23 protein-coding genes and 1 pseudogene are annotated in these 22,422 nt (G+C 67.0%); 8 read left to right on the forward strand and 16 right to left on the reverse strand.

Annotated features, from left to right (window positions below; genetic code table 11):
- Nucleotides 1–232: 232 nt before the first annotated feature.
- A complete protein-coding gene (locus OG874_RS25030) occupies nt 233–1,906 on the forward strand; it encodes a PucR family transcriptional regulator (RefSeq protein ID WP_330249580.1) in 1,674 nt (557 codons plus the stop codon).
- A gap of 218 nt (nt 1,907–2,124) precedes the next feature.
- Here the strand turns inward: OG874_RS25030 and OG874_RS25035 are convergent, their stop codons facing one another.
- From OG874_RS25035 to OG874_RS25050, 4 genes are all read right to left on the reverse strand, one after another.
- Complete coding sequence (locus tag OG874_RS25035; RefSeq protein ID WP_330249581.1) at nt 2,125–2,361, reverse strand: hypothetical protein; 237 nt, start codon at nt 2,359–2,361, stop codon at nt 2,125–2,127.
- Complete coding sequence (locus OG874_RS25040; protein ID WP_330249582.1) at nt 2,333–2,560, reverse strand: hypothetical protein; 228 nt, start codon at nt 2,558–2,560, stop codon at nt 2,333–2,335. Before OG874_RS25040 ends, OG874_RS25035 begins: the two co-directional genes overlap by 29 nt.
- A gap of 352 nt (nt 2,561–2,912) precedes the next feature.
- Nucleotides 2,913–3,191 (reverse strand): hypothetical protein, encoded by a 279-nt coding sequence (locus OG874_RS25045; RefSeq protein ID WP_330249583.1) that lies wholly within the window; start codon nt 3,189–3,191, stop codon nt 2,913–2,915.
- 38 nt (nt 3,192–3,229) lie between these two features.
- Complete coding sequence (locus tag OG874_RS25050; protein ID WP_330249584.1) at nt 3,230–3,649, reverse strand: Hsp20/alpha crystallin family protein; 420 nt, start codon at nt 3,647–3,649, stop codon at nt 3,230–3,232.
- Nucleotides 3,650–3,796: 147 nt separating this feature from the next.
- Here OG874_RS25050 and OG874_RS25055 point away from each other — a divergent pair, with 147 nt between their 5' ends.
- Nucleotides 3,797–4,150 (forward strand): MerR family transcriptional regulator, encoded by a 354-nt coding sequence (locus OG874_RS25055; RefSeq protein ID WP_330249585.1) that lies wholly within the window; start codon nt 3,797–3,799, stop codon nt 4,148–4,150.
- 115 nt (nt 4,151–4,265) lie between these two features.
- The gene (locus OG874_RS25060; protein WP_330257403.1) at nt 4,266–4,922 is read left to right on the forward strand and encodes an aminoglycoside phosphotransferase family protein; all 657 of its coding nucleotides are present in this window, start codon (nt 4,266–4,268) and stop codon (nt 4,920–4,922) included.
- 449 nt (nt 4,923–5,371) lie between these two features.
- Here OG874_RS25060 and OG874_RS25065 read toward each other — a convergent pair whose 3' ends face one another.
- On the reverse strand, nt 5,372–6,637 hold the full coding sequence (locus OG874_RS25065) for an NAD(P)/FAD-dependent oxidoreductase (RefSeq protein ID WP_330249586.1): 1,266 nt from the start codon (nt 6,635–6,637) through the stop codon (nt 5,372–5,374).
- A 111-nt stretch (nt 6,638–6,748) separates the two neighbouring features.
- On the opposite strand from OG874_RS25065, the gene OG874_RS25070 reads away from it, so the two are divergent.
- Entirely contained in the window at nt 6,749–7,606 is an 858-nt protein-coding gene (locus OG874_RS25070) for a LysR family transcriptional regulator (protein ID WP_330249587.1), read from the forward strand.
- Between the two features lie 92 nt (nt 7,607–7,698).
- On the opposite strand, the gene OG874_RS25075 is transcribed toward OG874_RS25070, so the two are convergent.
- From OG874_RS25075 to OG874_RS25095, 5 genes and pseudogenes are all read right to left on the reverse strand, one after another.
- Nucleotides 7,699–8,079 carry a hypothetical protein gene (locus OG874_RS25075; RefSeq protein WP_330249588.1) on the reverse strand — a complete coding sequence of 127 codons (381 nt, stop codon included), beginning with the start codon at nt 8,077–8,079 and terminating at the stop codon, nt 7,699–7,701.
- 225 nt (nt 8,080–8,304) lie between these two features.
- Nucleotides 8,305–8,509 (reverse strand): annotated as a pseudogene (locus tag OG874_RS25080) (electron transfer flavoprotein subunit alpha/FixB family protein); the annotation flags it as partial.
- Nucleotides 8,510–8,563: 54 nt separating this feature from the next.
- Nucleotides 8,564–9,217, reverse strand: a complete 654-nt coding sequence (locus tag OG874_RS25085) for a Uma2 family endonuclease (protein ID WP_330249589.1) — start codon at nt 9,215–9,217, stop codon at nt 8,564–8,566.
- An 83-nt stretch (nt 9,218–9,300) separates the two neighbouring features.
- The gene (locus OG874_RS25090) at nt 9,301–10,257 is read right to left on the reverse strand and encodes an electron transfer flavoprotein subunit alpha/FixB family protein (protein ID WP_330249590.1); all 957 of its coding nucleotides are present in this window, start codon (nt 10,255–10,257) and stop codon (nt 9,301–9,303) included.
- A 67-nt stretch (nt 10,258–10,324) separates the two neighbouring features.
- Entirely contained in the window at nt 10,325–11,110 is a 786-nt protein-coding gene (locus OG874_RS25095; protein WP_330249591.1) for an electron transfer flavoprotein subunit beta/FixA family protein, read from the reverse strand.
- A gap of 192 nt (nt 11,111–11,302) precedes the next feature.
- Between OG874_RS25095 and OG874_RS25100 the strand changes: the two genes are divergently transcribed.
- From OG874_RS25100 to OG874_RS25110, 3 genes are read left to right on the forward strand one after another with little or no spacing between them, the layout of a single operon-like run.
- Nucleotides 11,303–12,106: a class I SAM-dependent methyltransferase gene (locus OG874_RS25100; protein ID WP_330249592.1), complete on the forward strand. Its 804-nt coding sequence runs from the start codon at nt 11,303–11,305 to the stop codon at nt 12,104–12,106.
- A complete protein-coding gene (locus OG874_RS25105; RefSeq protein ID WP_330249593.1) occupies nt 12,103–13,644 on the forward strand; it encodes a glycoside hydrolase family 57 protein in 1,542 nt (513 codons plus the stop codon). Before OG874_RS25100 ends, OG874_RS25105 begins: the two co-directional genes overlap by 4 nt.
- Entirely contained in the window at nt 13,641–14,894 is a 1,254-nt protein-coding gene (locus OG874_RS25110) for a glycosyltransferase family 4 protein (RefSeq protein ID WP_330249594.1), read from the forward strand. The genes OG874_RS25105 and OG874_RS25110 overlap by 4 nt, the downstream gene beginning before the upstream one ends.
- A 3-nt stretch (nt 14,895–14,897) precedes the next feature.
- Here the strand turns inward: OG874_RS25110 and OG874_RS25115 are convergent, their stop codons facing one another.
- A complete protein-coding gene (locus tag OG874_RS25115; RefSeq protein ID WP_330249595.1) occupies nt 14,898–15,437 on the reverse strand; it encodes a DUF1697 domain-containing protein in 540 nt (179 codons plus the stop codon).
- Nucleotides 15,438–15,627: 190 nt separating this feature from the next.
- The gene (locus tag OG874_RS25120) at nt 15,628–16,377 is read right to left on the reverse strand and encodes an acyltransferase (protein WP_330249596.1); all 750 of its coding nucleotides are present in this window, start codon (nt 16,375–16,377) and stop codon (nt 15,628–15,630) included.
- Nucleotides 16,378–16,693: 316 nt separating this feature from the next.
- Here OG874_RS25120 and OG874_RS25125 point away from each other — a divergent pair, with 316 nt between their 5' ends.
- The gene (locus OG874_RS25125) at nt 16,694–18,034 is read left to right on the forward strand and encodes an outer membrane protein assembly factor BamB family protein (RefSeq protein WP_330249597.1); all 1,341 of its coding nucleotides are present in this window, start codon (nt 16,694–16,696) and stop codon (nt 18,032–18,034) included.
- Between the two features lie 90 nt (nt 18,035–18,124).
- Here the strand turns inward: OG874_RS25125 and OG874_RS25130 are convergent, their stop codons facing one another.
- The 4 genes from OG874_RS25130 to OG874_RS25145 all read right to left on the reverse strand — a co-directional run bounded on the left by OG874_RS25130 (nt 18,125) and on the right by OG874_RS25145 (nt 22,400).
- The gene (locus tag OG874_RS25130) at nt 18,125–19,285 is read right to left on the reverse strand and encodes a THUMP-like domain-containing protein (protein WP_330249598.1); all 1,161 of its coding nucleotides are present in this window, start codon (nt 19,283–19,285) and stop codon (nt 18,125–18,127) included.
- Nucleotides 19,285–20,262 carry a class I SAM-dependent methyltransferase gene (locus tag OG874_RS25135; RefSeq protein WP_330249599.1) on the reverse strand — a complete coding sequence of 326 codons (978 nt, stop codon included), beginning with the start codon at nt 20,260–20,262 and terminating at the stop codon, nt 19,285–19,287. The genes OG874_RS25130 and OG874_RS25135 overlap by 1 nt, the downstream gene beginning before the upstream one ends.
- Before the next feature lie 506 nt (nt 20,263–20,768).
- Nucleotides 20,769–21,545: an enoyl-CoA hydratase-related protein gene (locus OG874_RS25140; RefSeq protein WP_330249600.1), complete on the reverse strand. Its 777-nt coding sequence runs from the start codon at nt 21,543–21,545 to the stop codon at nt 20,769–20,771.
- A gap of 18 nt (nt 21,546–21,563) precedes the next feature.
- Nucleotides 21,564–22,400, reverse strand: a complete 837-nt coding sequence (locus tag OG874_RS25145; RefSeq protein WP_442943096.1) for an NUDIX hydrolase — start codon at nt 22,398–22,400, stop codon at nt 21,564–21,566.
- Nucleotides 22,401–22,422 lie beyond the last annotated feature (22 nt).

The following is a 22,422-nucleotide window of genomic DNA, read 5'->3' on the forward strand; positions in this document are numbered from 1 at the left end:
ACCCAGCACACTCGATTGCCGCATCGGCCCACGCGCGACACGCCGATCGGTGTAGCATCAAGGATCGACGCCCGCAGCATCGCATCGGCACGGGGTCCACCAGTGATCTAAGCAGGTCATGGGCTCGCGGTAGGCCGACGATCGGTCAGTATTCGGGATTGGGCACCGAAGCCGCCGCGGTTTCGAGGCTGGCGTGCGGCTTCGGCCGCCTAACCCCACGGACTCGATCCGCATGAACCAGCAACTGTTGAGTTCACACGTCAATGACTCGCTCGCCCGCGCCCAATTGTCGTCGATGCACGCCCTGTGCGCCCTGTCGATGGTGCTCTTCGCCGAACATCAGGACCTGGACATCCTGCGGATCGCCGCGGAGGCGGTTCCCTCGCTCGGGTGCTGCCGCACGCTGGCGAGTTATCACACCGTCGACGGCGAATTTCTGCCCTACCCGCCGCTCCCTGCGCGGCCCGACCTCGACACCCAGATCCGTGCGCAGGACGGTGCAGGCAAAGTCGACCTGTCCGACGGCCAGTGGGGCTGGGCGTTCACCCTGTCGAGCGTGACCGGAGCACGCGGCTCTCTGCTTGTCGCTGCCGACCACGAACCACGGGCGGACGAGATCTTTCTGCTCACCGTGCTGGCTCAGCTGACCGGTGCGGCGCTGGCGAATGCCGCGCTGCGTGCACGGTCGGTCGCCCACGCCATCCAATTGACCGAGACCAACCAGCACCTATCCGCCAGTGTGGTCCGACTGGAGAGCCAGATGCGGGTACACGAAGTGCTCGCCGGCGCTGCGGCGTACGGCGGCGGGGAGCACGGGATCGCGGACGCCCTCGCGCAGGTCTCCGGGCTACCCGTAGCGATCGAAGACCCCTTCGGCAACCTGAGGGCCTGGTCCGGGCCGGGGCTGCCGGACCGCTACCCGAAACCCTCACCGCAGCAACGTGAGCAATTGCTGCACCGCCTCGCCACAGCCAACGCGCCTCTGCGCATACACGACCGGGTAATCATCCTGGTGAAACCGCGCGCCGAAATCCTCGGCACACTCGCGCTGGTCGACCTTGACCATCGGGTGACCGACGAGAACCTCTTCGCCCTCAGCTACGGCAGTACCGTTCTCGCGCTCGAACTCTCGCATCAACGCAATGTCGCCGAGATCGAGCTGCGACTGCGCCGCGACCTGGTCGACGATCTGCTGTCCGGTACCGACAACGACAGCGCCTTCGCCAGGGCCGAGGCATTGGGACACGACCTGCACGGTCAGCACTACCTCGTCCTGGTGCACAGCACCGACAGCGCGGTCGCCGAGGCAGTAGGCCGCGCCGCGACCGCGATGGACCTGCACTACATTCCGGGACGCCACGCCGGGATGGTGGTGCTGATCACCGACCGCCGACCCGATCCGGTCGCCCTGCACCACGCGATCCGCGAACACCTCGACACGACACCGGTGGCCATCGGTATCAGCGGCCGCTGCGACCAGCCGAGCCATTTCGCCTGTGCCTTCGCCGACGCGCACCGCGCCATCAATATCCGGCTGCGATCCCGAATACCCGACGGCGCGACCGCATTCGACGAACTCGGCTTCTACCGCCTGGTCGATGCCGCCCATACCGACGGCCAAGTCGAAGAATTCATGCGTGAATGGCTCGGCGCGCTCCTCGACTATGACCGAACCCGCAACACCGACCTCGTCCACACCTTGAGCCAATACCTCGAATGTGGCGGCAACTACGACGATTCCGCCGCCGCACTGCACATCCACCGCAGCACCCTGCGCTATCGCCTCGGGCGTATCCGGGAACTCACCGGCTTCGACCTGCGTGACGTCAACACCCGCTTCAACCTGCAAGCCGCGACCCGCGTCTGGCAATTCCTGTCCGCCGTACACCTCCCAGGCGAGACCTGATATCTGCGCTGCAGACTCGGAGTCGACCTGTGGGATGGCCTGGCCGATCGCCGAACGAACCGGCCGTGGGACGAGAACACCACGGGTCGCCTCCACCACGAAAGGCGCTACACGCTGATTGGGCCGATGCAGGCAGGTTCGGGTGTTCCGTTGACGGATCGGCCGCGACGGACACGGCGGCCAGGATCAGGATGATCAGAGCCATCGCGATCGGATGATCAGGCAGCGGGCGGGACCGGCCCGGCCGCAGGGGCGGGTATGGGTGTCGGTGTGAGGGCGCCGTCCATGACTTCGGTCCACCACTGCTCGAGACCGCTGGGGGCGGGCCAGTAGACGACGGGGACGCCGAGATCGGCCGGGTCTGTCGCAGTCGCCGGGGTGAGCCGTGCGGGATCGGTGCGGGTAGTGCGGGTCCGGGTGCTGTGGTCAGCGGGCGGGGTAGTCGTAGTCGTCATCATCGTGTGGGGTGATCCAGGCTTGATCGATACGGTCGGTGAGGTCGGCAGGCTCGATCGCTGCGCGCAGGGCCTCGGCGAGTGGGTGCAGCGTGGTGGTGTCCAGGCCGATGTCGAGGTCGCTGTCGCGGACGGGAACGTTCTGGCCGGCGCGGTCGAAGTCGCTGCCTGCAGGGGTGGTGGTCCAGGTGGCGGTCACGGCGGTCTCCTTCCCTCGAATGCGATCGGGTGGCCGATCCGGCGAAAGGCCGGGTGAGCCCGGAAGCCTCATGCTGACCGGGCCCACCCGTCGGCGGCAGGGATAACATGAACCTGTGCCGGTGCTCCCGCGAGGGGCGGCGCGCCGTGCCCGCCTGCTGTGCCACGACAGTGGCTGTGCACGCGCCGGACGGGGTGTCCTGACGTCCGGGTGCCGGTGTGCAGGAACCATGCCCGGCCGCCGGCCCGTATATCGCGAAAACACTTCTGTGCGAACGGATTCGTGTGGTCTTCGTTGTCTTCGACGGGCATCACCTCGCTCTCACTCGTCATCGGATACCGCACCGAGGCTCTCAGCGCCGGGGCGGGCCGCGCTGGCGGGCCGGCCCGACGCCCGGTCGGCGTCCGTGCAGCCGGGCGGTCCGCCCTCCCGGGCGCCGCGCGCCCGGCCGTGGCCAGGGTGCGCGAGGTCCGCGCGGTGGCGGGGACGTCCACCGATCCCGGGCTTCGCGCAAGACCTGGTCGATCTCGGCGAACAGTTCCTCGAGATCGGGGTCCAACACCAGCAGCCGGGCATCCAGGCCCGACAGCTCGCCGGCCTCGGTTGCAGCGTGACCGGTCGCGCACCTCATCGCGGGCATCATCACAGGACTCCCGTGAGGCCGCCGGGTCAGGCGTTGATGGCCTCGAGTTCGTCGTGGCGGCTGATCTCGATCTTGCGGGGCTTGGCCTTCTCCGCGACCGGGATCACCAGGCGCAGCACCCCGTCGCGGTAGTCGGCGCGGATCGCGTCGGTGTCGAGGTTCTCCCCCAGGAACAACTGGCGGCTGAACACCCCACGGGTGCGCTCCGCGGCGATCATCGACCGCTCGGGGGCCAGTTCCGGGCGCGAGGCCCGCACAGTCACCACGTTGCGTTCGATATCCAGATCCAGCGAGTCCGGGTCGATGCCGGGCAGGTCGAGTTCGACGAAGAACTCGTCTCCCTCGCGCCAGGCGTCCATCGGCATCACCGCTGGACGGGCCGGCGTGCCGAACAACTGCTGTGTCAAACGATCCAGATCCCGGAACGGATCGGTGCGCATCAGCATGGTCGCCACCTCCTACTCACTCCATTCTCGATCGAAGGGAACTCAGATAACTTGTGTCATCTGACATAGATTTGTTTTAGCACTCTGCCGAGATGAGTGCAAGCATCCTGCGGAGGTAATCTGGAGATGGCAGAGAGAAGGAGTCGAATGCTGTCGGATCGATACGAGGACCACCCGCCGGGGCACGGTCACCGGCCCGGCCCGGGGCAGGCGGTGTACGGGATCTCGGTGGCCGCCGAACTGGCCGGGATGGGAACGCATTCGCTGCGCTTGTACGAGCAGCACGGACTGGTCACACCGGCCCGCAGCGCTGGCGGCACCCGCCGCTACAGCGACGACGACCTGGCGCGGCTCGCGCGCATCGCCGCCCTGACCGCGCAAGGGGTCAACCTCGCCGCGATCGCCCGCATCCTCGACCTCGAAGACGCCAACACCGAACTGCGCCACACTAACGCCGCGCTCACCGCCGAACGCGAACGACTACACCACAACCCGCAGTGACACTGGGCGCGCGGCCGGGCGGGAACCGATCCGCCGCCCCGCGCATGGACTGCTTCATCGACCCGTCAGCCCTCTTGCCAGGACCACTCATCCGCCGAGAGCGAGCCGGGTGTTCATGTTGTGCCGCTGCTACTTCGATCCACACGCGCAGTCGGTTACTCAATACACGGGCCATGATCAGACCACTGTGCTGCGGGCCGCGACCAGCGTCGGTGACGTCATCGTCAAGATCCTCCGTAGCCCCGAACGCCACGAGCAAGAACTCCACGCCTACCGCCAATGGGTACCCGCCGTTGCCGAGCGAGCGCCACAACTACTCGCCGAAATCGACGAGCCACCCGCAATCATCGTCACCGCGCTGACCGGACGACCGGTCACCGAACTCGACCTCACCAACGAACAACAACAGCACGCATACCAGCAAGCGGGAGCCCTCCTACGCGCCTGGCACGACGCCGAACCGCCAAGGGACACACCGAACATGGCGGCCTGGCTCGCCAACCGCGGCGAGCGATGGCTGGACCTAGCCCAGGACATCCTTCCCACTGACGAACGCGCCGACATCCGCGCGCACCTCCGCGATCTCGCCACCCTAGGACCGATCCCGGCCGTGCCCTGCCATCTGGACTTCACCCCACGCAATCTGATCTACGACACCGCCGACACGATCCACGTAATCGACTTCGAGCACTCCCGCTTCGACCTCGCCGCCCGCGACCTAGTTCGACTCACCCCTCGACCACACCGGGCACCCGGACCGGCGCATCGCTGATGAATGGTTGATCACCCAACGCGCTTACCACGCCGAGTGCGCCGCTCGCGCGGTCGAACGCGCCCGCCGATTCCACAGCGACCGCCCCGGTGTTGTCGCGGCTCATGCCCCCGAGTTGCCCCGCTCATGTCCGGCATGGTTGCTGGCCAGCCGTCATGGCTTGTCATCAAACCCGCCATTTAATGGCTGACGTCAACCAACGAAACCCACGCGCGCCAACGCTAGTAATCGATATCACAGCCAGAACTGGACAGAATTTCAGTGTATCCGCAGCTCAGAGGCTCTCTGAACCAACAACATCCAACGCTGCCGACAACGACACCCATCGCACCCCCGTTCGATGGGAGTACATGGAGTTACCCATGTCCTCACGAAATCTGTCGCCACTCGAAACGGCGAATCGCGCTCCTTCCTCATGACAGGAGCGCGATTCTCGCCGAATTCGAACCTCAGGCCGCTAGCCGCCCGGTCTGCTCGGCAGACTTGCGCTCCACCTCGTCGAAACCGGGACGCCCGGTGCCGATGAACGCGATCAACCACGACGCGACAGCAGCGAAGCGATTACGGAACCCGACCAGGTACAGCAGGTGCACCGCGAGCCACATGGTCCACGCGATCACACCCCGGAAAGTGATGCGGTCGTTGAGCTTCACCACCGCGCTGAACCGGCTGATCACCGCCATGCTGCCCTTGTCCCAGTACTTGAACGGAGTGGCGGGAGCCTTCTTGCGGCGGATGATATCGGCGGCGTGCCTGCCCTCCTGCATGGCGACCGGCGACTGCCCCGGATAGCCGTTGAGCGAGGTCATATCGCCGATGGCATAGATATCGGCGTGACCGCCGACGGTCAGGTCCGAATTGATCAAAAGCCTTCCGGCCCGGTCGGTTTCACAGCCAGTGGCCTCGGCCAGCAGCTTCGCGAACCCGCCCGCCTGCACACCCGCCGACCAGACGACCGTCTCGGCCGCGATCCGGCGCTCGACACCATCTTTGTCCTTAACCGTCACCTTGCCGAGTTCGATATCGGTGACGAAAGTGCCCAGCAGCACCTCGACACCGCTGTTGGTGAGCGATTTCTTGGCGTATTCCGACAGCCCGCCGCCGAAGGGCGGCAGCACCTCGCCCGCACCCTCGACCAGCGTCACCGAAACCTCTTGGTGGTAATACCGTTTCGCGAGTTCCTTCAGCTGACCGGCGACCTCGACGCCGGTCGCGCCCGCGCCGACCACCACGAAGCTCAGCAGCCGGTTGCGGGTCTCCTCGTCCGCGGCCGCGGCCTCGGTGAAGACGCGCTCGATCTGCGCGCGCAGCAGCTTCGCGTCCTCGATGGTCTTGAGCGAGAACGTCTTGTCGGCGAAATCGTCGCGGCCGAAGTACGACTGCGAGGCACCGGTGGCGGCGATCAGCGAGCCGTAGCGGATCTGCGTGCGCGCACCCTCGTGCTCGTAGGTGATCACCGCTGCGTCGGCATCGATGGCGACCACCTTGCCGAGACGGACGTCGGCCTCTCTGTGCCTGCGCAGCACCGAGGCGATCGGCGGCGCGATCTCGTCGGAGGCCAGCACACCTGTCGCGACTTGATAGAGCAACGGCTGGAACAAGTGCTCCGGCGTGCTCGAGATGAGAACGTAATTGATACCCGATTTGGCCAACTGCTTAGCGGCGGCAAGCCCCCCGAATCCCGATCCAATGATGACAACATCTGCGTGTTCCATGACAGCCTCCTTCTCTCATTACCAACCGTCATTCGAAGCGCAGATATTTCAGGTGTTCAGGCGCATAATAGATATGACTCTTATCTGGATAGCTCATGAATCGAGGATGACGTGGAGCTTCGCCAGCTCGCCTACTTCGTCGCGGTATGCGAGGAGCTGAGTTTCAGCAGGGCCGCCGCCCGCTGTTACATATCTCAATCCGCGATCAGCCATCAGATCGCGAGACTGGAGCGTGACCTCGGCGTGGCCCTGTTCGAGCGCTCGACCAGGGCCGTTGTGCCGACCGACGCGACCATGCGGCTACTTCCCCTGGCTAAACAGATGCTGAGCCTCGAGTCGGCCATCCGCGCGACCGTGCGCACCTCCGGTCACCGCATCCGCCTGGCCGCGAATATGTCCTTCGCCACCCGATCCCTGTCCGCGATCGCCGGGGCGCGCGCCGCGCATCCGGATGCCGAGATCGAGTTCGTGATCAAACCGTTCCGCCAGCGGATCACCGCGGTGGCCGACGGCGACTGCGATCTCGCGCTGATCCGCGGCAGCGTCGACGAGCCCGGACTCGCGGTCGAGCAGCTCTGGGTCGAGGATCTCGTCATCGCCACCTCCGCCGCGCATCCGCTGGCCATCCGCGAGCAGGTGACGCTGGCGGATCTGAGCCAATATCCCCTGCTGCTCCCGCCCGAGCAGGAACAGGTATTGCTGCACAACGTAATTCGCGCCGCCTTCGCCGATCTGGCCGCCGGCCCCACCTTCGGTCCGCCGATTCCGCCGGACCACACCGCGACCATGGAGCTGATCAACCGGCCCGACGCCTGGACCGTGCTCTACGCCGCCAGCCCGACCGAGGGACTCGTCGTCCTGCGACTCGCCGAGCACCGCCTACGAATTCCGGTCTCCGCGGTGTTGCGCAGCGATACACGACGCTCCCCGATCCTCAACACGCTGCTATCCGGATTGCATCGCCGCTGAGATCTGCTGTCACCGAGCAGATCTCGAGATCAGACATTCTCGCGGGCGAGGCCACGGGCGCCGATCACCGCAGCGACGGCCAGCACGAATGCTTATGAGCGGGCGGGCTTCTCGTCAGAGTTCAACCCCGACGAAAGCGGCGGTGCCGAGTTCGAATCCGGGGCGCGGCGCATAGTCGATGCACTTGCGGCAATGATTCGTTCGGCTAGTTCCGCTGGGTCCAAATCGTAAATCGTGGCAAGAGCCTCGAGAGTGTCACGAAACCGTCGGGAGAAGTCGACATAGTCAATGGCCAGGGGCAGCATGATCCTCCCGAGTAGGCCACCCTGAGACGGAAGCCGCCAGATCTCTTTGATGCCCCTGTCGCGGGTCTCGAGCTGCCAGCCCTCCACGGCGAGGTACTTGGACACTTCATGTGGCGACAAAATGGACGTGATCTCCCGGAACGGGTCGAACGAAGTCATCTTCATCACCGGTCCTCCTTCGCCGCTTTTCTGCACGCATTGAAGCCCGCGCCAACCCAGCGGACCGTTTGGACTTACGTATGGCAGAACTGCAGCTGCTGTAGGCTCCGCGCGACCACCTGACTCACGCGCAGGTTCATTGCATCCGGCGGCTAATGTCGTTGCCGCCGTATAACTCTCCGACGCGTACGGCCCCGGACCGGAGTCCGGGGCCGTACGACGGCGCTGGCGTTATCAGCCCTTGTGCACCTTCACAGCTTCGGTCAGCTGCGGGGCGACATTGAACAGGTCGCCGACGATGCCGTAGTCCGCGATCTCGAAGATCGGCCTCTTCATCCTTGTTGACCACGACGATGGTCTTCAAGGTCCGCATACTGGCGCGGCGCTGGATCGCACCGGAGATGCCGAGGGGGATGTACAGCTGCGGGGAAACCGTCCTAATCATTCGGACCACCTTCACCGACTTGACCAACGGGAACAAAGACCTTCCCCGTCAGTAGGCGAGCGCGGTCCACGGAACATCGATCGGGAACGGGTGCGTGAACGATACTCGCTCCTCGCCATCGTTCACCCATTCACCGACGATCCGATATGCGGCCGGGTGCAGCGGGCTGATCCCGTCGGGTAGCTGCGCGTACCCGATCTCCAAGCCGTATGCACGGATAGATGCGATGGCGCTGACATCCGCTTTTAGTGTCACTTCCCAATACCATGGAATCCCGGTCCTAGCATACCGACTCTTCTTGGCCTCGATATCGGACGGGATATTGGACGGTGACAGCACTTCGCCTACCAGCACGGTGTCGGCCGCGCGGACGTCCCGGTAAGCCCCACCGAGACAGCGGTGCACCAAGAAATCGGGGGTGAGGAAGTCGGACTTCCCGCTGTTGCCGAGAAAGACATTGGTTTCGAGGTTGGCCACCCAGCAGCGTTCAGCGTCTGCCGCCATATCGTTGCGTGCGCACCGCTCGAGCTCATGAGTCAATCGGCGCATGAATATCTGATGCTCACCGGGACCGCGGCGCACCCACACCACACGCCCCTCCCATAGCTCGATCTGTTCCGCGATCTCGCCGGGCAGACGCTCCAGTTCCTCCCAAGTCATGTACTCAGGCAGGTCAGGACGCTCGAGGCGGGGCAGGGACATGCCGCAATGATAGCCCCGGAAAAACCCGTGGCCCCGACTGTTTCCAGCCAGGGCCACGGATCGACAACTCAGTGCACGGGAGCTCAGCCCTTGTGGGCCTTGACCGCTTCGGTCAGCTGCGGGGCGACGTTGAACAGGTCGCCGACGATGCCGTAGTCCGCGATCTCGAAGATCGGGGCCTCTTCGTCCTTGTTGACCGCGACGATGGTCTTCGAGGTCTGCATACCGGCGCGGTGCTGGATGGCGCCGGAGATGCCGAGGGCGACGTAGAGCTGCGGGGAGACCGTCTTACCGGTCTGACCGACCTGGAACTGGCCCGGGTAGTAGCCCGAGTCGACCGCGGCACGCGAGGCGCCGACGGCGGCACCGAGCGAGTCGGCCAGCGCCTCGACGACCGCGAAGTTGTCGGCGGAACCGACACCGCGACCACCGGAGACGACGATGTTCGCCTCGGTGAGCTCCGGACGATCGCCACCGACGATCGGCTCGCGGGAGGTCACCTTGACGACGCCCTCTTCCTGCGCGGGCACCTCGACGGTCACCTTCTCGCCCGCACCGGCCGCGGCCGTGGCCTCGACGGCGCCCGGGCGCACCGAGATCACCGGCACGTCGCCGGTGGCCTTGGCGTCGACGGTGAACGCGCCACCGAAGATGGAGTGCACGACCGAGCCGTCGGACTTGACGTCGATGACATCGACGAGCAGACCGGAGCCGATACGCGCGGCGAGGCGGCCCGACACCTCCTTGCCCTCGGCGGTGGCGGCGACGATCACGGCGGCCGGGGAGATCGACTCGACCAGACCGGCCAGCACGTCGACCTTCGGGGTCACCAGGAAGCTCTCGACATCGTCGGATTCGGCGATGTAGATCTTCGCGGCACCGGCGGCGGCGAGCGCGCCGGCCAGCTTCTCACCGGTACCGGCCGAACCGGTCACGACGGCGGCGGGCTCACCGAGTGCGCTCGCGGCGGTGAGCAGTTCGGTGCTGACCTTCTTGATCGCACCGTCGGCGTGCTCGACGAGCACAAGTACTTCTGCCATTTGTGTTCTCTCCTAAGCAGTCTCGGCAGGCCATTTCGAGCGACCTGCAAGCAGTCGCTACGGCGAATCAGATGATCTTCTGACCAACCAGGTACGCGGCGATCTTGGTGCCGCCGTCGCCCTCGTCCGCGATCTTCTCGCCCGCGGTGCGCGGGGGCTTCGGAGTGGCCGCGGTGACGGCGGTGCCCGAGTTGGCGACACCGACGGTCGACGGGTCGACACCCAGGTCGGCCAGCGTGAAGGTCTGCACTTCCTTCTTCTTCGCGGCCATGATGCCCTTGAAGGAGGGGAAGCGCGGCTCGTTGATCTTCTCGGTGACGCTGACGATGGCCGGGAGGGTGGCCTCCAGCTTGAATACGCCCTCGTCGGTCTCCCGCTCACCGGTGATCTTGTCACCGTCGACGGTCAGCTTGCGCAGGTGCGTCAGCTGCGGCAGACCCAGGTACTCGGCGATGATCGCGGGCACGGCGCCGGCGCGACCGTCGGTGGCCTCATTGCCCGCGATGACCAGTTCGACACCCTCGACCTGACCCAGCGCGCTGGCCAGCACCCAGGCGGTCTGCACGGCGTCGGAGCCGTGGATCGCGGGGTCGTTGATGTGGATGGCCTTGTCGGCGCCCATGGACAGCGCCTTGCGGATGGCCTCGGTGGCACGGTCCGGACCGGCGGCCAGCACGGTGACCTCGCCGCCCTGGGCCTCCTTGATCAGCAGCGCTTCTTCGACGGCGCGCTCGTTGATCTCGTCGAGGACGGCGTCGGCGGCTTCGCGATCGAGGGTGTAGTCACCGTCGGTCAGCTTGCGCTCGGACCAGGTGTCGGGAACCTGCTTGATGAGTACGACGATGTTCGGCATCGGTCTTCGTCGACCTCCTGTTCTGGTTACACGTGTGTGGTGGTCGCACGAGCGGGCCGTACGTCCTTAGTTTGTGGCTCAGGGCAGGACACTACCCTACGTTAAGTTACCCGTTGGTAACTTAGCGGCTTCTCTCTCACAACGCCGGTCCTGGCGATATCGTGCGGCCGTCTAACCAGTAACGTCGGAGCGATGAGCGAGGCTGTGATCCCTGCCGCAGTGGGCACCACCCCGGGCGTTACTCCCGAGTCGGCCGTCGAGCCGCTGCCGCTGACCGGCGAGCGGACCGTACCCGGCATCGCCGAGGAGAACTACTGGTTTCGTCGGCACGAGATCGTCTATGCGCGGCTGCTCGAGCGGTGCGCGGGAAAGACGGTGCTGGAGGCCGGATCCGGCGAGGGCTACGGCGCGAACATGATCGCCGATATCGCCACCAAGGTGATCGGACTGGACTATGACACCAGCGCGGTCGCGCACGTACGCGCCCGCTACCCGCGCGTGGAGATGCTCCAGGGCAACCTCGCCGCGCTGCCGCTGGATGACGAGTCGGTCGATGTCGTGGTGAATTTCCAGGTCATCGAACACCTCTGGGACCAGAGCCAGTTCATCCGGGAATGCCTGCGGGTGCTGCGTCCCGGCGGCGAACTGCTGATCAGCACGCCCAATCGGATCACCTTCTCGCCCGGTCGCGATACCCCGCTCAACCCGTTCCACACCCGCGAACTCAACGCCGCCGAACTCACCGAACTGCTCGTCGAGGCCGGTTTCCGGGTCACGCTGATGACCGGCGTGCACCACGGCCCGACCCTGCAGGCGTTGGACGCCAAGCACGGTGGCTCGTTCATCGACGCCCAGATCGAGCGCGCGCTGGCCGGTGAGCCGTGGCCCGCCGAGCTGACCGCCGACGTCGCCGCCGTCACCATCGACGATTTCGCGCTGATCACCGAGGACATCGACGCGAGCCTCGACTTGGTCGCCATCGCGGTGAAACCTTGAACGAGGTTCCCGGCCAGTTCACCCTGGTCCTGCATTCCCATCTGCCCTGGCTGGCCCACCACGGCCGCTGGCCGGTCGGCGAGGAATGGCTCTACCAATCCTGGGCCGCCTCTTACCTTCCGGTCGTCGAGGTACTGAGAACCCTGGCCGCGGAAGGCCGTTCACATCTGCTGAGCCTCGGCATCACACCGGTACTCGCCGCCCAGCTGGACGATCCGCATTGCCTGGCGGGCATGCACCATTGGCTCGGCAACTGGCAGCTGCGCGCCGACGAGGCCGCGATGGCGGGCAATATCGCGCTCGGCAGGCACGAGCACCGGCTGGCCGGCGCCGCGCTCACGGAATTCGAACAGCATTGGCGCCACGGCGCGGCCCCGGTGTGGCGCCAACTCATCGACGCCGAGGCGATCGAACTGCTCGGCGGCCCGCTCGCCCACCCGTTCCAGCCGCTGCTCGACCCGCGCCTGCGCGCCTTCCAGCTCACCGAGGGTCTGTCCGACGCCCGGCATCGCTGGGGCCACACCCCTACCGGCATCTGGGCGCCCGAATGCGGCTACACCCCGGGCATGGAGACCGGATACGCCGCCGCGGGTGTGACGCATTTCATGGTCGACGGACCCGCGCTGCGCGGCGACACCACGCTGGGACGCCCGGTGCGCGAATCCGATGTGGTGGCCTTCGGGCGGGATCTGCAAGTGAGCTACCGGGTTTGGTCGCCCAAATCCGGCTATCCGGGCCAGAGCGCCTACCGTGACTTTCATCACTATGACCACGCGACGGGTCTCAAACCGTCCCGCGTCACCGGCAAAACGGTGGCCGGTCCGGACAAGGCCCCCTACGACCCGGAGCTGGCGGCGGCCGCCGTGGTCCGCGACGTCGAGGATTTCGTGCGGACCGTGCGCGAGCGCCTGATCAGCGAATCCGCGCGCATCGACCGTCCGGCGCTGGTCGTCGCCGCCTTCGACACCGAACTGTTCGGACATTGGTGGCACGAGGGTCCGCAATGGCTTGCCCAGGTGTTGCGGACGCTGCCCGAGGCGGGCGTCACCGTTGGCACCTTGGCCGATGCCCGCGCGCGCGGGTTCGTCGGCGAGCCGGTGCCGCTGGCCGATTCGTCCTGGGGTTCGGGCAAGGACTGGCGGGTCTGGGCCGGTGATCAGGTCAAGGATCTGGTGGAACTCAACGACGAGATCGTCCGGCTCACCCTCGATACGGTAGACAAGATGCGGGCCGCGGACGGCAGTGTCGCACTGCGCGATCCGGTTGCCGATCAACTGCTGCGCGAGGCCGTGCTGACCGTCTCCAGCGACTGGGCGTTCATGGTCAGCAAGGACTCCGCGGCGGACTACGCACGCGAACGCGCACACCGGCACGCGCACGCCGTGCGGGAGATCGCGGCCGCCGTCGGTGCGGGCCAAGTCGCGAAAGCACAGCAGTTGGCGGCAGGATGGGGGGCGGCCGACGGGTTCTTCCCGGGTTTGGACGCACGGCGGCTGGCGATCGCGGACCGAGACTCCGCTCGAGAAGGACATTCATGAAGATCTTGATGGTGTCGTGGGAGTACCCACCGGTTGTGGTCGGTGGGTTGGGCCGCCATGTGCACCACCTGGCGGTCGAGCTGGCCGAGGCGGGCCACGAAGTGGTCGCACTCGCCCGCCGCCCCTCCGGCACCGACTCCGCGACCCACCCCACCCACTCCTTCATCGCCGAGGGCGTGCTGGTGGTCGCGGTCGCGGAGGATCCGCCCTGCTTCGACTTCGGCGAGGACATGCTCGCCTGGACGCTGGCCATGGGGCACGCGATGGTGCGCGCCGGAGTCGCGCTCGGTAAGCCCGGCATCGGCGACGGCTGGACCCCGGATGTGGTGCACGCGCACGACTGGCTGGTCGCGCATCCGGCGATCGCGCTGGCCGAGTACTACGACGTGCCACTGGTCTCGACCATCCACGCGACCGAGGCCGGGCGGCACAGCGGCTGGGTCTCGGGCCGGGTCAACAAGCAAGTGCATTCGGTCGAATGGTGGCTGGCCAACGAATCCGACGCGCTCATCACCTGCTCGGCTTCGATGAAGAACGAAGTGGAGCGCCTCTACGGCCACGAGCGGGTGCCGATGACGGTGATCCGCAACGGAATCGACGTGGGCGCGTGGACCTTTCGGCCCCGCTCGCCGCGCACCGGTCCGCCGCGGCTGCTGTATGTCGGCCGGCTCGAATACGAGAAGGGCGTGCAGGACGCGATCGCCGCGCTACCGCGCATCCGCCGTGCGCACCCCGGCACCACACTGACCATCGCGGGGATCGGCACCCAGTTCGAATGGCTGCGCGAGCGCGCCCGCGTACACCGGGTCGCCAGGGCCGTCACCTTCGCGGGCAAGCTCGGTCACGAGGAACTGCTCGGCTGGCTGCACGGGGCCGACGCCATCGTGCTGCCCAGCCGCTACGAACCCTTCGGCATCGTCGCGCTCGAGGCCGCCGCCGCGGGCACCCCGCTGGTCACCTCCACCGCGGGCGGACTCGGCGAAGCCGTCATCGACGGCGTTACCGGCGCCTCCTTCGAGCCGGCCGATGTCGACGGCCTGGTCGATGCCGTACGCGCCACCCTCGACGATCCCGCCGCCGCCCAGGATCGCGCCTACGCCGCCCGCGAACGCCTCACCGCCGATTTCGCCTGGGACGTGGTCGCCGCCGAAACCGCCCTCGTCTACTCCTCCGCCAAACGCCGAGTCCGCAACCCCCTCGGCCGCCCCACCATCGTCGAACGCCCCCTCCCCGAACGCGACCCCAAGTAGGACCTACGCCTCGAGCTTCTTGACGATCTTCTGGATGGTCAGCCAGGTTCGGGTGGTGATGTCCTTGCCGTAGGTCTTGTCGAGCCAGGCCATGAAGTTGGTGGTCTGCGGGGTGCTGTTGTCGATGACAGTGAGGAAGGCGCGGGAAGGCTTGTCATAGCCGATGATTCGGGTCAGCTCGTCGACCAGCTCGGGGGGTTCGGCCTGGGGTTCGGGGTCCTTGAAGAAGGTGACGGTGAGGTAGGAGCCGCGTTGATGGGCCAGGCCTTCGAACGGGTCGCGGTCCAGTAGGGCGCGCAGTTCTTCGTAGCTGCGGATGATCGTGCCGCCGGGGATGCCGAGCTCGCGATTGAGCGCCTCTTGGATCCGCGCCTCCAGCTCGGGCACATCGGTGTCGGCGCACCGGAACACCACATTGCCGCTCGACAGCAGCGTCGCGACCTTCTCGAACCCGAGCCCCTCGAACACCGCGCGCAGCTTGTCGTTCTTCATATTCGGGTTGGTCGGCATGATCCCGCGCAACAGCGCCGCGTACCTGTTCATATCGTGACCGTACCGAGTTCGACCGACACCGACCGCGCATCCGGCAGGCCCGCGCAGTGGGCCGACGGACTGAGGCCGCGGACGCGTTCGAACGCGAACCCGTCGCGGTAGCCGACTTCGCTAGCTGGTCGCCGCCGTTTCGCGCAGCCGGTCGGTGGCCAGCGCGAAGGGTGCCTGCGCAGGCACCCGACTACGCGGACTGGGTGGCGCCGTTCTTCTTGCGCTCGATGTCTTCCAGTGCGGCAATGTATTTCGCGCGCTCCTCGGCGCCGGCTTCCCAGGTCGCCTTGCGGTTCTTGACGACCTTGGCGGGGGCGCCGACGGCGATGCTGTAGTCGGGGATCTCGCCCTTGACCACCGCGTGCGCACCGAGGACGCAGCCGCGACCGACGCGGGTTTCGCGCAGCACGGTGACCTTGGCGGCGATCCAGGTGTCCGGGCCGATGCGGACCGGGCTCTTCACGATGCCCTGGTCCTTGATGGGCATGGTGATGTCGTCCATGCGGTGGTCGAAGTCGCAGATATAGCACCAGTCCGCGACCAGGGTCGACTCGCCGATCTCGATATCGAGGTAGGTGTTGACCACGTTGTCCTTGCCGAAGACGACCTTGTCGCCGATGCGCAGCGATCCCTCGTGGCAGCGAATGGCATTACCGTCGCCGATATGCACCCAGCGGCCGATCTCCATCCGGCTCAGTTCCGGGGTCGCGTGGATCTCGACGCGTTTGCCGAGGAAGACCATGCCACGCAAGACGATGTGCGGGTTGGCCGCCTTGAATTTGAACAACCGGTAGTAGCGCACCAGATACCAAGGCGTGTAGGCCTTGTTCGCGAGCACCCAGCGCAACGAAGCCAGCGTCAGAAATCGCGCCTGCTGCGGATCCCGGCGGCGCGAACCGCGCCACCGTGTGCGCAACGGTGCGCCCCACATGCTCGTCACGAACTCATCTCCCGTCGTGGTCCTTCGGTCGCGACCAGCCCGGTCGCGACCGATAGAGCTTATCCGGCGCGGCCCGACGGGGTCCGGCCAGCGTCCGCACCGAATCGGCGGCGGCCCTACCAGCCGATCTTCACCCGCTCGTAAAACACCGCCAGGACCCGTACAACGTTGCCCGCGCCTCCCGTACAGTGACTGCTGCGCCGCCGACGGCGGCCCGACACCTCCACGCGGGCAACCCGACCTAGGTGGTGCGTGTACGGGGGGTCGACACGCTTTAGTCTCGTCCGAGCGGCCAACGACGACAGGAGTGCAGCAAGTGCGAAGCGGCGGCGTACTGGCCAACCCGGCGCGCGGGCTGACCTTGTCCCGGCTGCGGACGGCGGCGGCGCTGGCCGCGGTCGGCGCGCTGGCATTGGCGGGCTGCGGCACCGATGTCGACGACATCACCGTTGGATCCGGCAAAGGCTGGACCTCCGCGCACCACGACGGCCGCAACGACGGCGTCAGCCCGGTCACCGGATCGCGCAAACTATCGCTGAGCTGGTCGCGACCGGTCGGTGGGCCGATCGAACAGGCCGTCACGATCGGTCCGGACGGGCAGCTGTTCCTCACCACCCTGACTCCGAACAACTGTGCCATTCTCTCGCTGCAGATGCCGACCGGTCGCAAGCGCTTCTGCAATCCGCTCGGGCCGAATGCGATCTCCGCGCCGCCGGTGGTCGACAGCGGCAGCAACGTCTATGTCGGCGACGACGGCGGGTTCAGTGGGTTCAACTCGATCGGACAGCCGCGCTGGCGGACTCCCGTTGCGGGCGTACCGGTTTCGGCGCAGTTCACCGGCGACGGGAAAATCCTGACGATCACCCAGTCCGGTCAGGTGGACGTGCTGAGCCGCCAGACCGGCGAACGCGTCGTCGGCACCACGCAACTGCTCGGCGATCCCGATTTCCTGGCGTACCCCGATCTCACGCGCCCCGCGTCGGGTCAGGGTCTCGACGATTGCACCGTCGGCGGACCGCAGTGCCCGGTCGCCAATATCTCGCCGATCGACACTGCCAGCGGCCGCTTCTTCGTCACGCTGTGGAAGCCGGGTAAGCCGACCGCGGCACTGGTCGCATTGCGCTACGCCGACAACAAGATCCAGCAGGACTGGAGCGCGGACCTGCTCGCCGAGGGCAGCGCGACCAGCCCCACCCTGTCCGCCGACGGCCGCACCGTCTACGTCGGCGACAACACCCATCGCCTTATCGCGGTAGACGCCGCCGACGGTCACACCAAATGGGTCCAAACCCTGGAATGGGCTCCGCGCGGCGGCATTTCGGTCGCAGGCGACGGCCTCATCATCCCGGCTGGCGACGACGGCCACCTGCTCGCCCTGCGCGATAACGGCGACTCTGCCGAGGTCGTCTGGGAGCGCAAGGATCTCGCCCTGCGCGGCACCCCCGTCCAAACCGCGGGCGACACCGGCTACACCGCCGCCGCCATCGGCGACGGCATCAACCTGATCACCTTCGACACCAAGACCGGCGCCACCGTCGACTCCGACGTCCTCCCGGACGCCAAGGGCACCACCACCGGCACCTCCGTCGGCGCCAAGGGCGAAGTAGTCCTCGCCACCCGCATAGGCGAAGTCTTCATCTTCAAACCCGACCACTGACGCCCCGCGCCACGCGCGTTGGACAGTCGATCACCATGCGCTGATGCGGGCAAACGTCGAGCTCCCCTGCTCCTGCGCATTCTCGTCGGATCAGGTGGTGCAGAGGAAGGCCGCGGCGGTACGGGATATTCGGGTCAGGACGAGGGTGTAGGGGTTGGTGCCGCGGAGTTTGAGGCGTTTACGGAGGGTGTCGGGGTCGATATCGAGACCGCGGATGAGGATTTCGAGGGAGCCGCAGTCGCGGCGGGCAAGTTCTCGGCGGAGGGTCTTTTCGCGGAGTTCGAGACGGTCGACGATGCGGAAGCCGCGAACGCCGTCGGGGACGCTGTTGCCGGTGAGGTAGGCGATATTCGGATCCAGTTGCCAGAGGCCGTGTTTCGCGGCGTAGTGGCGGACCAGGCCCGCGCGCACGATCGCGCCGTCGGGGTCGATGAGCCATTCGCCGGGCGGCTGGTCGGGAATCTCGTCCGGATCGGCGTCGGTGTAGGCGACGGATCCGCCGCGGGAGGTGAGGACGGTGGCGCGGCGGGTGACGCCGGGCTCCGACAGCCCGGCCGACCACAGGCAGGCCTCGCGGACCGCGCCGTCGAGGGAGACGATCTCGATCTCACCGGACCAGTCCAGACGGTCGAAATCGAGTCCGGGAGCACACTTTACGGCGAGGTCGCGGCCGGGATAGGCGGCCAGCAGATCCGGCAGCGGCGGCTGCAGTTTCGCCGGATCGTGAGTGCGCCGGCCGTCCGCGCGGCGGGCCGGATCGGCGATGACAACCGTGCCGGTGCTGCACGGCACCAGGGCATCGGCCTTGGCCAGCAGGACATTTCGGGATTCGGCCAGATTGTGCGCGGCCATCGACAGGCGCACGTCATCGAGGTCGCTGCCGAGCACCGAGGGACAGACGCGGGCCAGCTCGATGAGCTCGGCACCGATCGAGCAGGTCACGTCGTGCACAGTGCGCCCGGACAGCCGGTCGGCACGGTGGCGGGCCACCAGCGTCGGTGTGGCCTGTTGCAGTGCGTCGTCGGTGAACAGCCACCATCCCGGGTCGACCAGCTTGGCCGCGGCGCGGCGGCGCAGGCGCACGGTTTCCACGAGCGCGCCCGACCGCGCGCCGAACTCGCGACGCACCCGCTCCAGATCGTGCAGATGCGTCGCCGGGGTCAGCTCCAGCCGGTCCACCTCGGCCAGTGCGGCGACACCCGCCGCACTGCCGAGGAAAACGACATCATCGCGGCCGAAGCTGTATCCCACTATTTAGCGGCAGAGCCGGGCTTCACGCCGGTGATCATGGCGTTGTAGAAGAACTGGCGCGGCACGATGCGGCGCATGACGTTCTCGTCCAGCCAGCTCAGCCCCAGCCACGCGCGGTACATCGCCATCCGGTAGCCCATGGTGAGCTTCTCCTCCGGCACGGCCGCCTCGAAGGTGCGCACCGGCCAGCCCCACAGCGCCGCCGCGAACTCCTCGGTGCTCGCCTTGACCTCGGTGGCACCCGCCCGGCGCGACATCGCCTCCAGATCGCTCGGATCGAAGGTGTGCAGGTCGACGACCGCCTCCAGCGCCGCGGCGCGCGAGGACTCGTCCAGTTCGGCCTGCGGACGCCGCCACCCCGAGAGTGCGGGCAGTTTGGTGACGGTGGTGGTGGCCTTCCAGGTGATACGGCCGAGCCAGCGGGCGTAGAAATTGCCCGCCGTGGTCGGTTCACCGGCGAAGACGAAACGCCCGCCCGGCTTGAGCACGCGCAGGCACTCCTTGAGCGCCAGCTCCACATCCGGGATGTGGTGCAGCACCGCGTGGCCGACGACGAGGTCGAAGGTGTCGTCCTCGTACGGGATGGTCTCCGCGTCGGCGACCCGGCCGTCGACATCGAGACCCAGGTGCTCGGCATTGCGCAGCGCGACCTTGACCATGCCCGGCGACAGGTCGGTGACCGAACCGGACTTCGCGATGCCACCCTGCATGAGGTTCAGCAGGAAGAATCCGGTGCCACAGCCCAGTTCCAGTGCACGCCCGTAGGGCAGCGGCGCGGGACCGACCGCGGCGTCGAACCGGCCGCGGGCATAGTCGATACAGCGCTCATCATAGGAAATCGACCATTTGTCGTCATAGGTCTCGGCTTCCCAGTCGTGGTAGAGCACCTGGGCGAGCTTCGTATCCTTCAGCGCAGCTTCGACCTCGGCCTCAGTGGCATGCGGGTTCGGCGCCGGGTCATCGGGGTGGACCGTCATGGTGGGCTAGCCTAGCCAACCCTGCGCCGCGCGTCTTCAGCGGACCAGTGAGTAACCTCCTGATTCGACCTTGCCGACCTGCGGTCGAAATCTCGTTCTGGTTCCGGGCCGCTCCGATGATCCACCCCGGCACCGCCGAAATCCGTGAATGCGGCCAGCACGCTGGGACTCGAGCCGGATCCGTGATCACCGAGCGGCATCGGTGCGATCCGGCATGCCGAGCAGGAACGTGTTCCTGTTTGTGGTCTCGGTGGCGATCGAATCGCCCCGTATTCGCCCGAGGCGATCGAGGCCGAAGCGACCCGCAGTCACGGAATCCGGCGGACGCGGCCGAACCTCGATCGACAATCAGTCGTCAGTGCCGCCGAATCATCCCCGTGCGTAACAGGCTCGGCCGAATCCGGTCCGGGCGTGGCCCGGCCGTCAACGCGCGTCGACCGCCGGATCCAGCGTGCTGCGCGAGCTCGACCGCGAGTGCGCCCACCGTCGACGTCTCGACGGCCGCTTCAGCGACCCACGAAGGCAGCCGAGCCTGGACCGTCGGCCAGATAGGACTCGGTGCCGATGCGACGGTCCTCGGTAGCGAACAAGTCGGCCCATTCGGTGCGGGCGCGGTCCAGGCCGTGGGGGCCCGCTTCGAAGACCGCTTTCGCGGCGGCGAGGGCTCGGGTGGGGCCTGCGGTGAACTGTCGCGCCCAGCGCAGGGCGGCGTTGTAGACGTCGTCGGGCGGCACGACCTCATCGACCAAACCGAGGGCCAGCGCCTCTTCGGCTTCGACGAATCGACCGGTGTAGACGAGGTCTTTGGCCGGGCCGGGCCCGATCAGCAGTGCCAGGCGGCGGATGCCCGCGAGCGGGATGAGGCCCGTCTTGATCTGGGGCAGGCCGAGTTTGACGTTGTCGCCGATGATCCGGCGGTCGGCGCCGAGAGCGAGTTCCAGTCCGCCGCCCAGGCAGTAGCCGCTGATCGCCGCGACGGTGGGCTGCGCCACCTTGGCCAGGCAGCCCAGCGCCGCCTGCAGATCGGCCGCCATGGCACCGGCTTGGTCCTGGTCGAGGCCGGACAGCTCGGCGAGATCGTCACCCGCGCAGAACACCCGCTCGTCGCCATAGACGACCAGCGCCGCGACCCGGGGGTCCGCGGCAACCACCGCGGCCGCCTCGGCCACTTCACGCACCAACTGGGCGTTCACCAGGTTCAGCGGTGGGCGGTCGATCCGGAGGACGGCGACGCCGCGCGTATCGGCATCCTCGGGCAGCTCCAGAGTCACGAATTCGGCCATGGCAGGAAACCTACTGCCTCACGGGCGCGCGGATCCCTTGAGCCTGCTGGTATCCGGGATACCAGCGAAGTAGCGCTGATTGTCCGGGAACTCGAGCACTTGCCGGCCGTTGTCGCCGGAGAGCACCGGCATGATCGGTTCGATCACCTTGTCCACGGCCAGAATTTCGGCCGTGGAACCGAATGCGGAAATCGCGTCCAGCTGCGCCCAGGTCGGCGGCAGCAGGACGTCGGTGCCCGCCCGCCAGCGCTCGAGCTCGTCGGCCGCGGTGCGCCATTGCACCTCGGCCGCCTCGGAGGTGGCTCCGTCGGCCAGCTGCCCCTGCGGCAGCACCGCGACGAAGAAATGGGTGTCATAGCGCCGCGGCTCGATGACCGGGGTGATCCAATTCGCCCAAGGCCGCAACAGATCCGCGCGCAGCACCAACTTCTCCTCGGCGAGGAAGGCCGCGAGGGACACCTCGCGGCGCTCCAGCCTGCCACGGGCATCGCGATAGCCGGTGGTATCGGAGACGACGGAGTCGGCCGTCGGCCCGGCCAGCAGCACACCGCATTCCTCGAAGGTTTCCCGCACGGCGGCCGCGACGAGCGCCTTGGCCCGCGGCTCGGTGGTGCCGAATTTCTCGGCCCACCAAGCGGGTTCGGGTCCGGCCCATTCGATATCCGCGGTCCCGTCGGAGGGGTCGACACCACCGCCGGGGAACACCGTCATACCCGCCGCGAAGGCCATCGCAACGACCCTGCGCTGCAGGAACACTTCGGGCCCAGCCGCACCGTCACGCACCAGCAGCACCGTCGACGCGTCTTTGGGCGACGGGACCTGCGGCTGAGCGGCAGCGTTTGTCTCACTCACCACTGCACCCTAACGCTCGCTTGTT

The sequence above is a fragment of the Nocardia sp. NBC_00565 genome (genome assembly GCF_036345915.1).
Lineage (GTDB): Bacteria > Actinomycetota > Actinomycetes > Mycobacteriales > Mycobacteriaceae > Nocardia.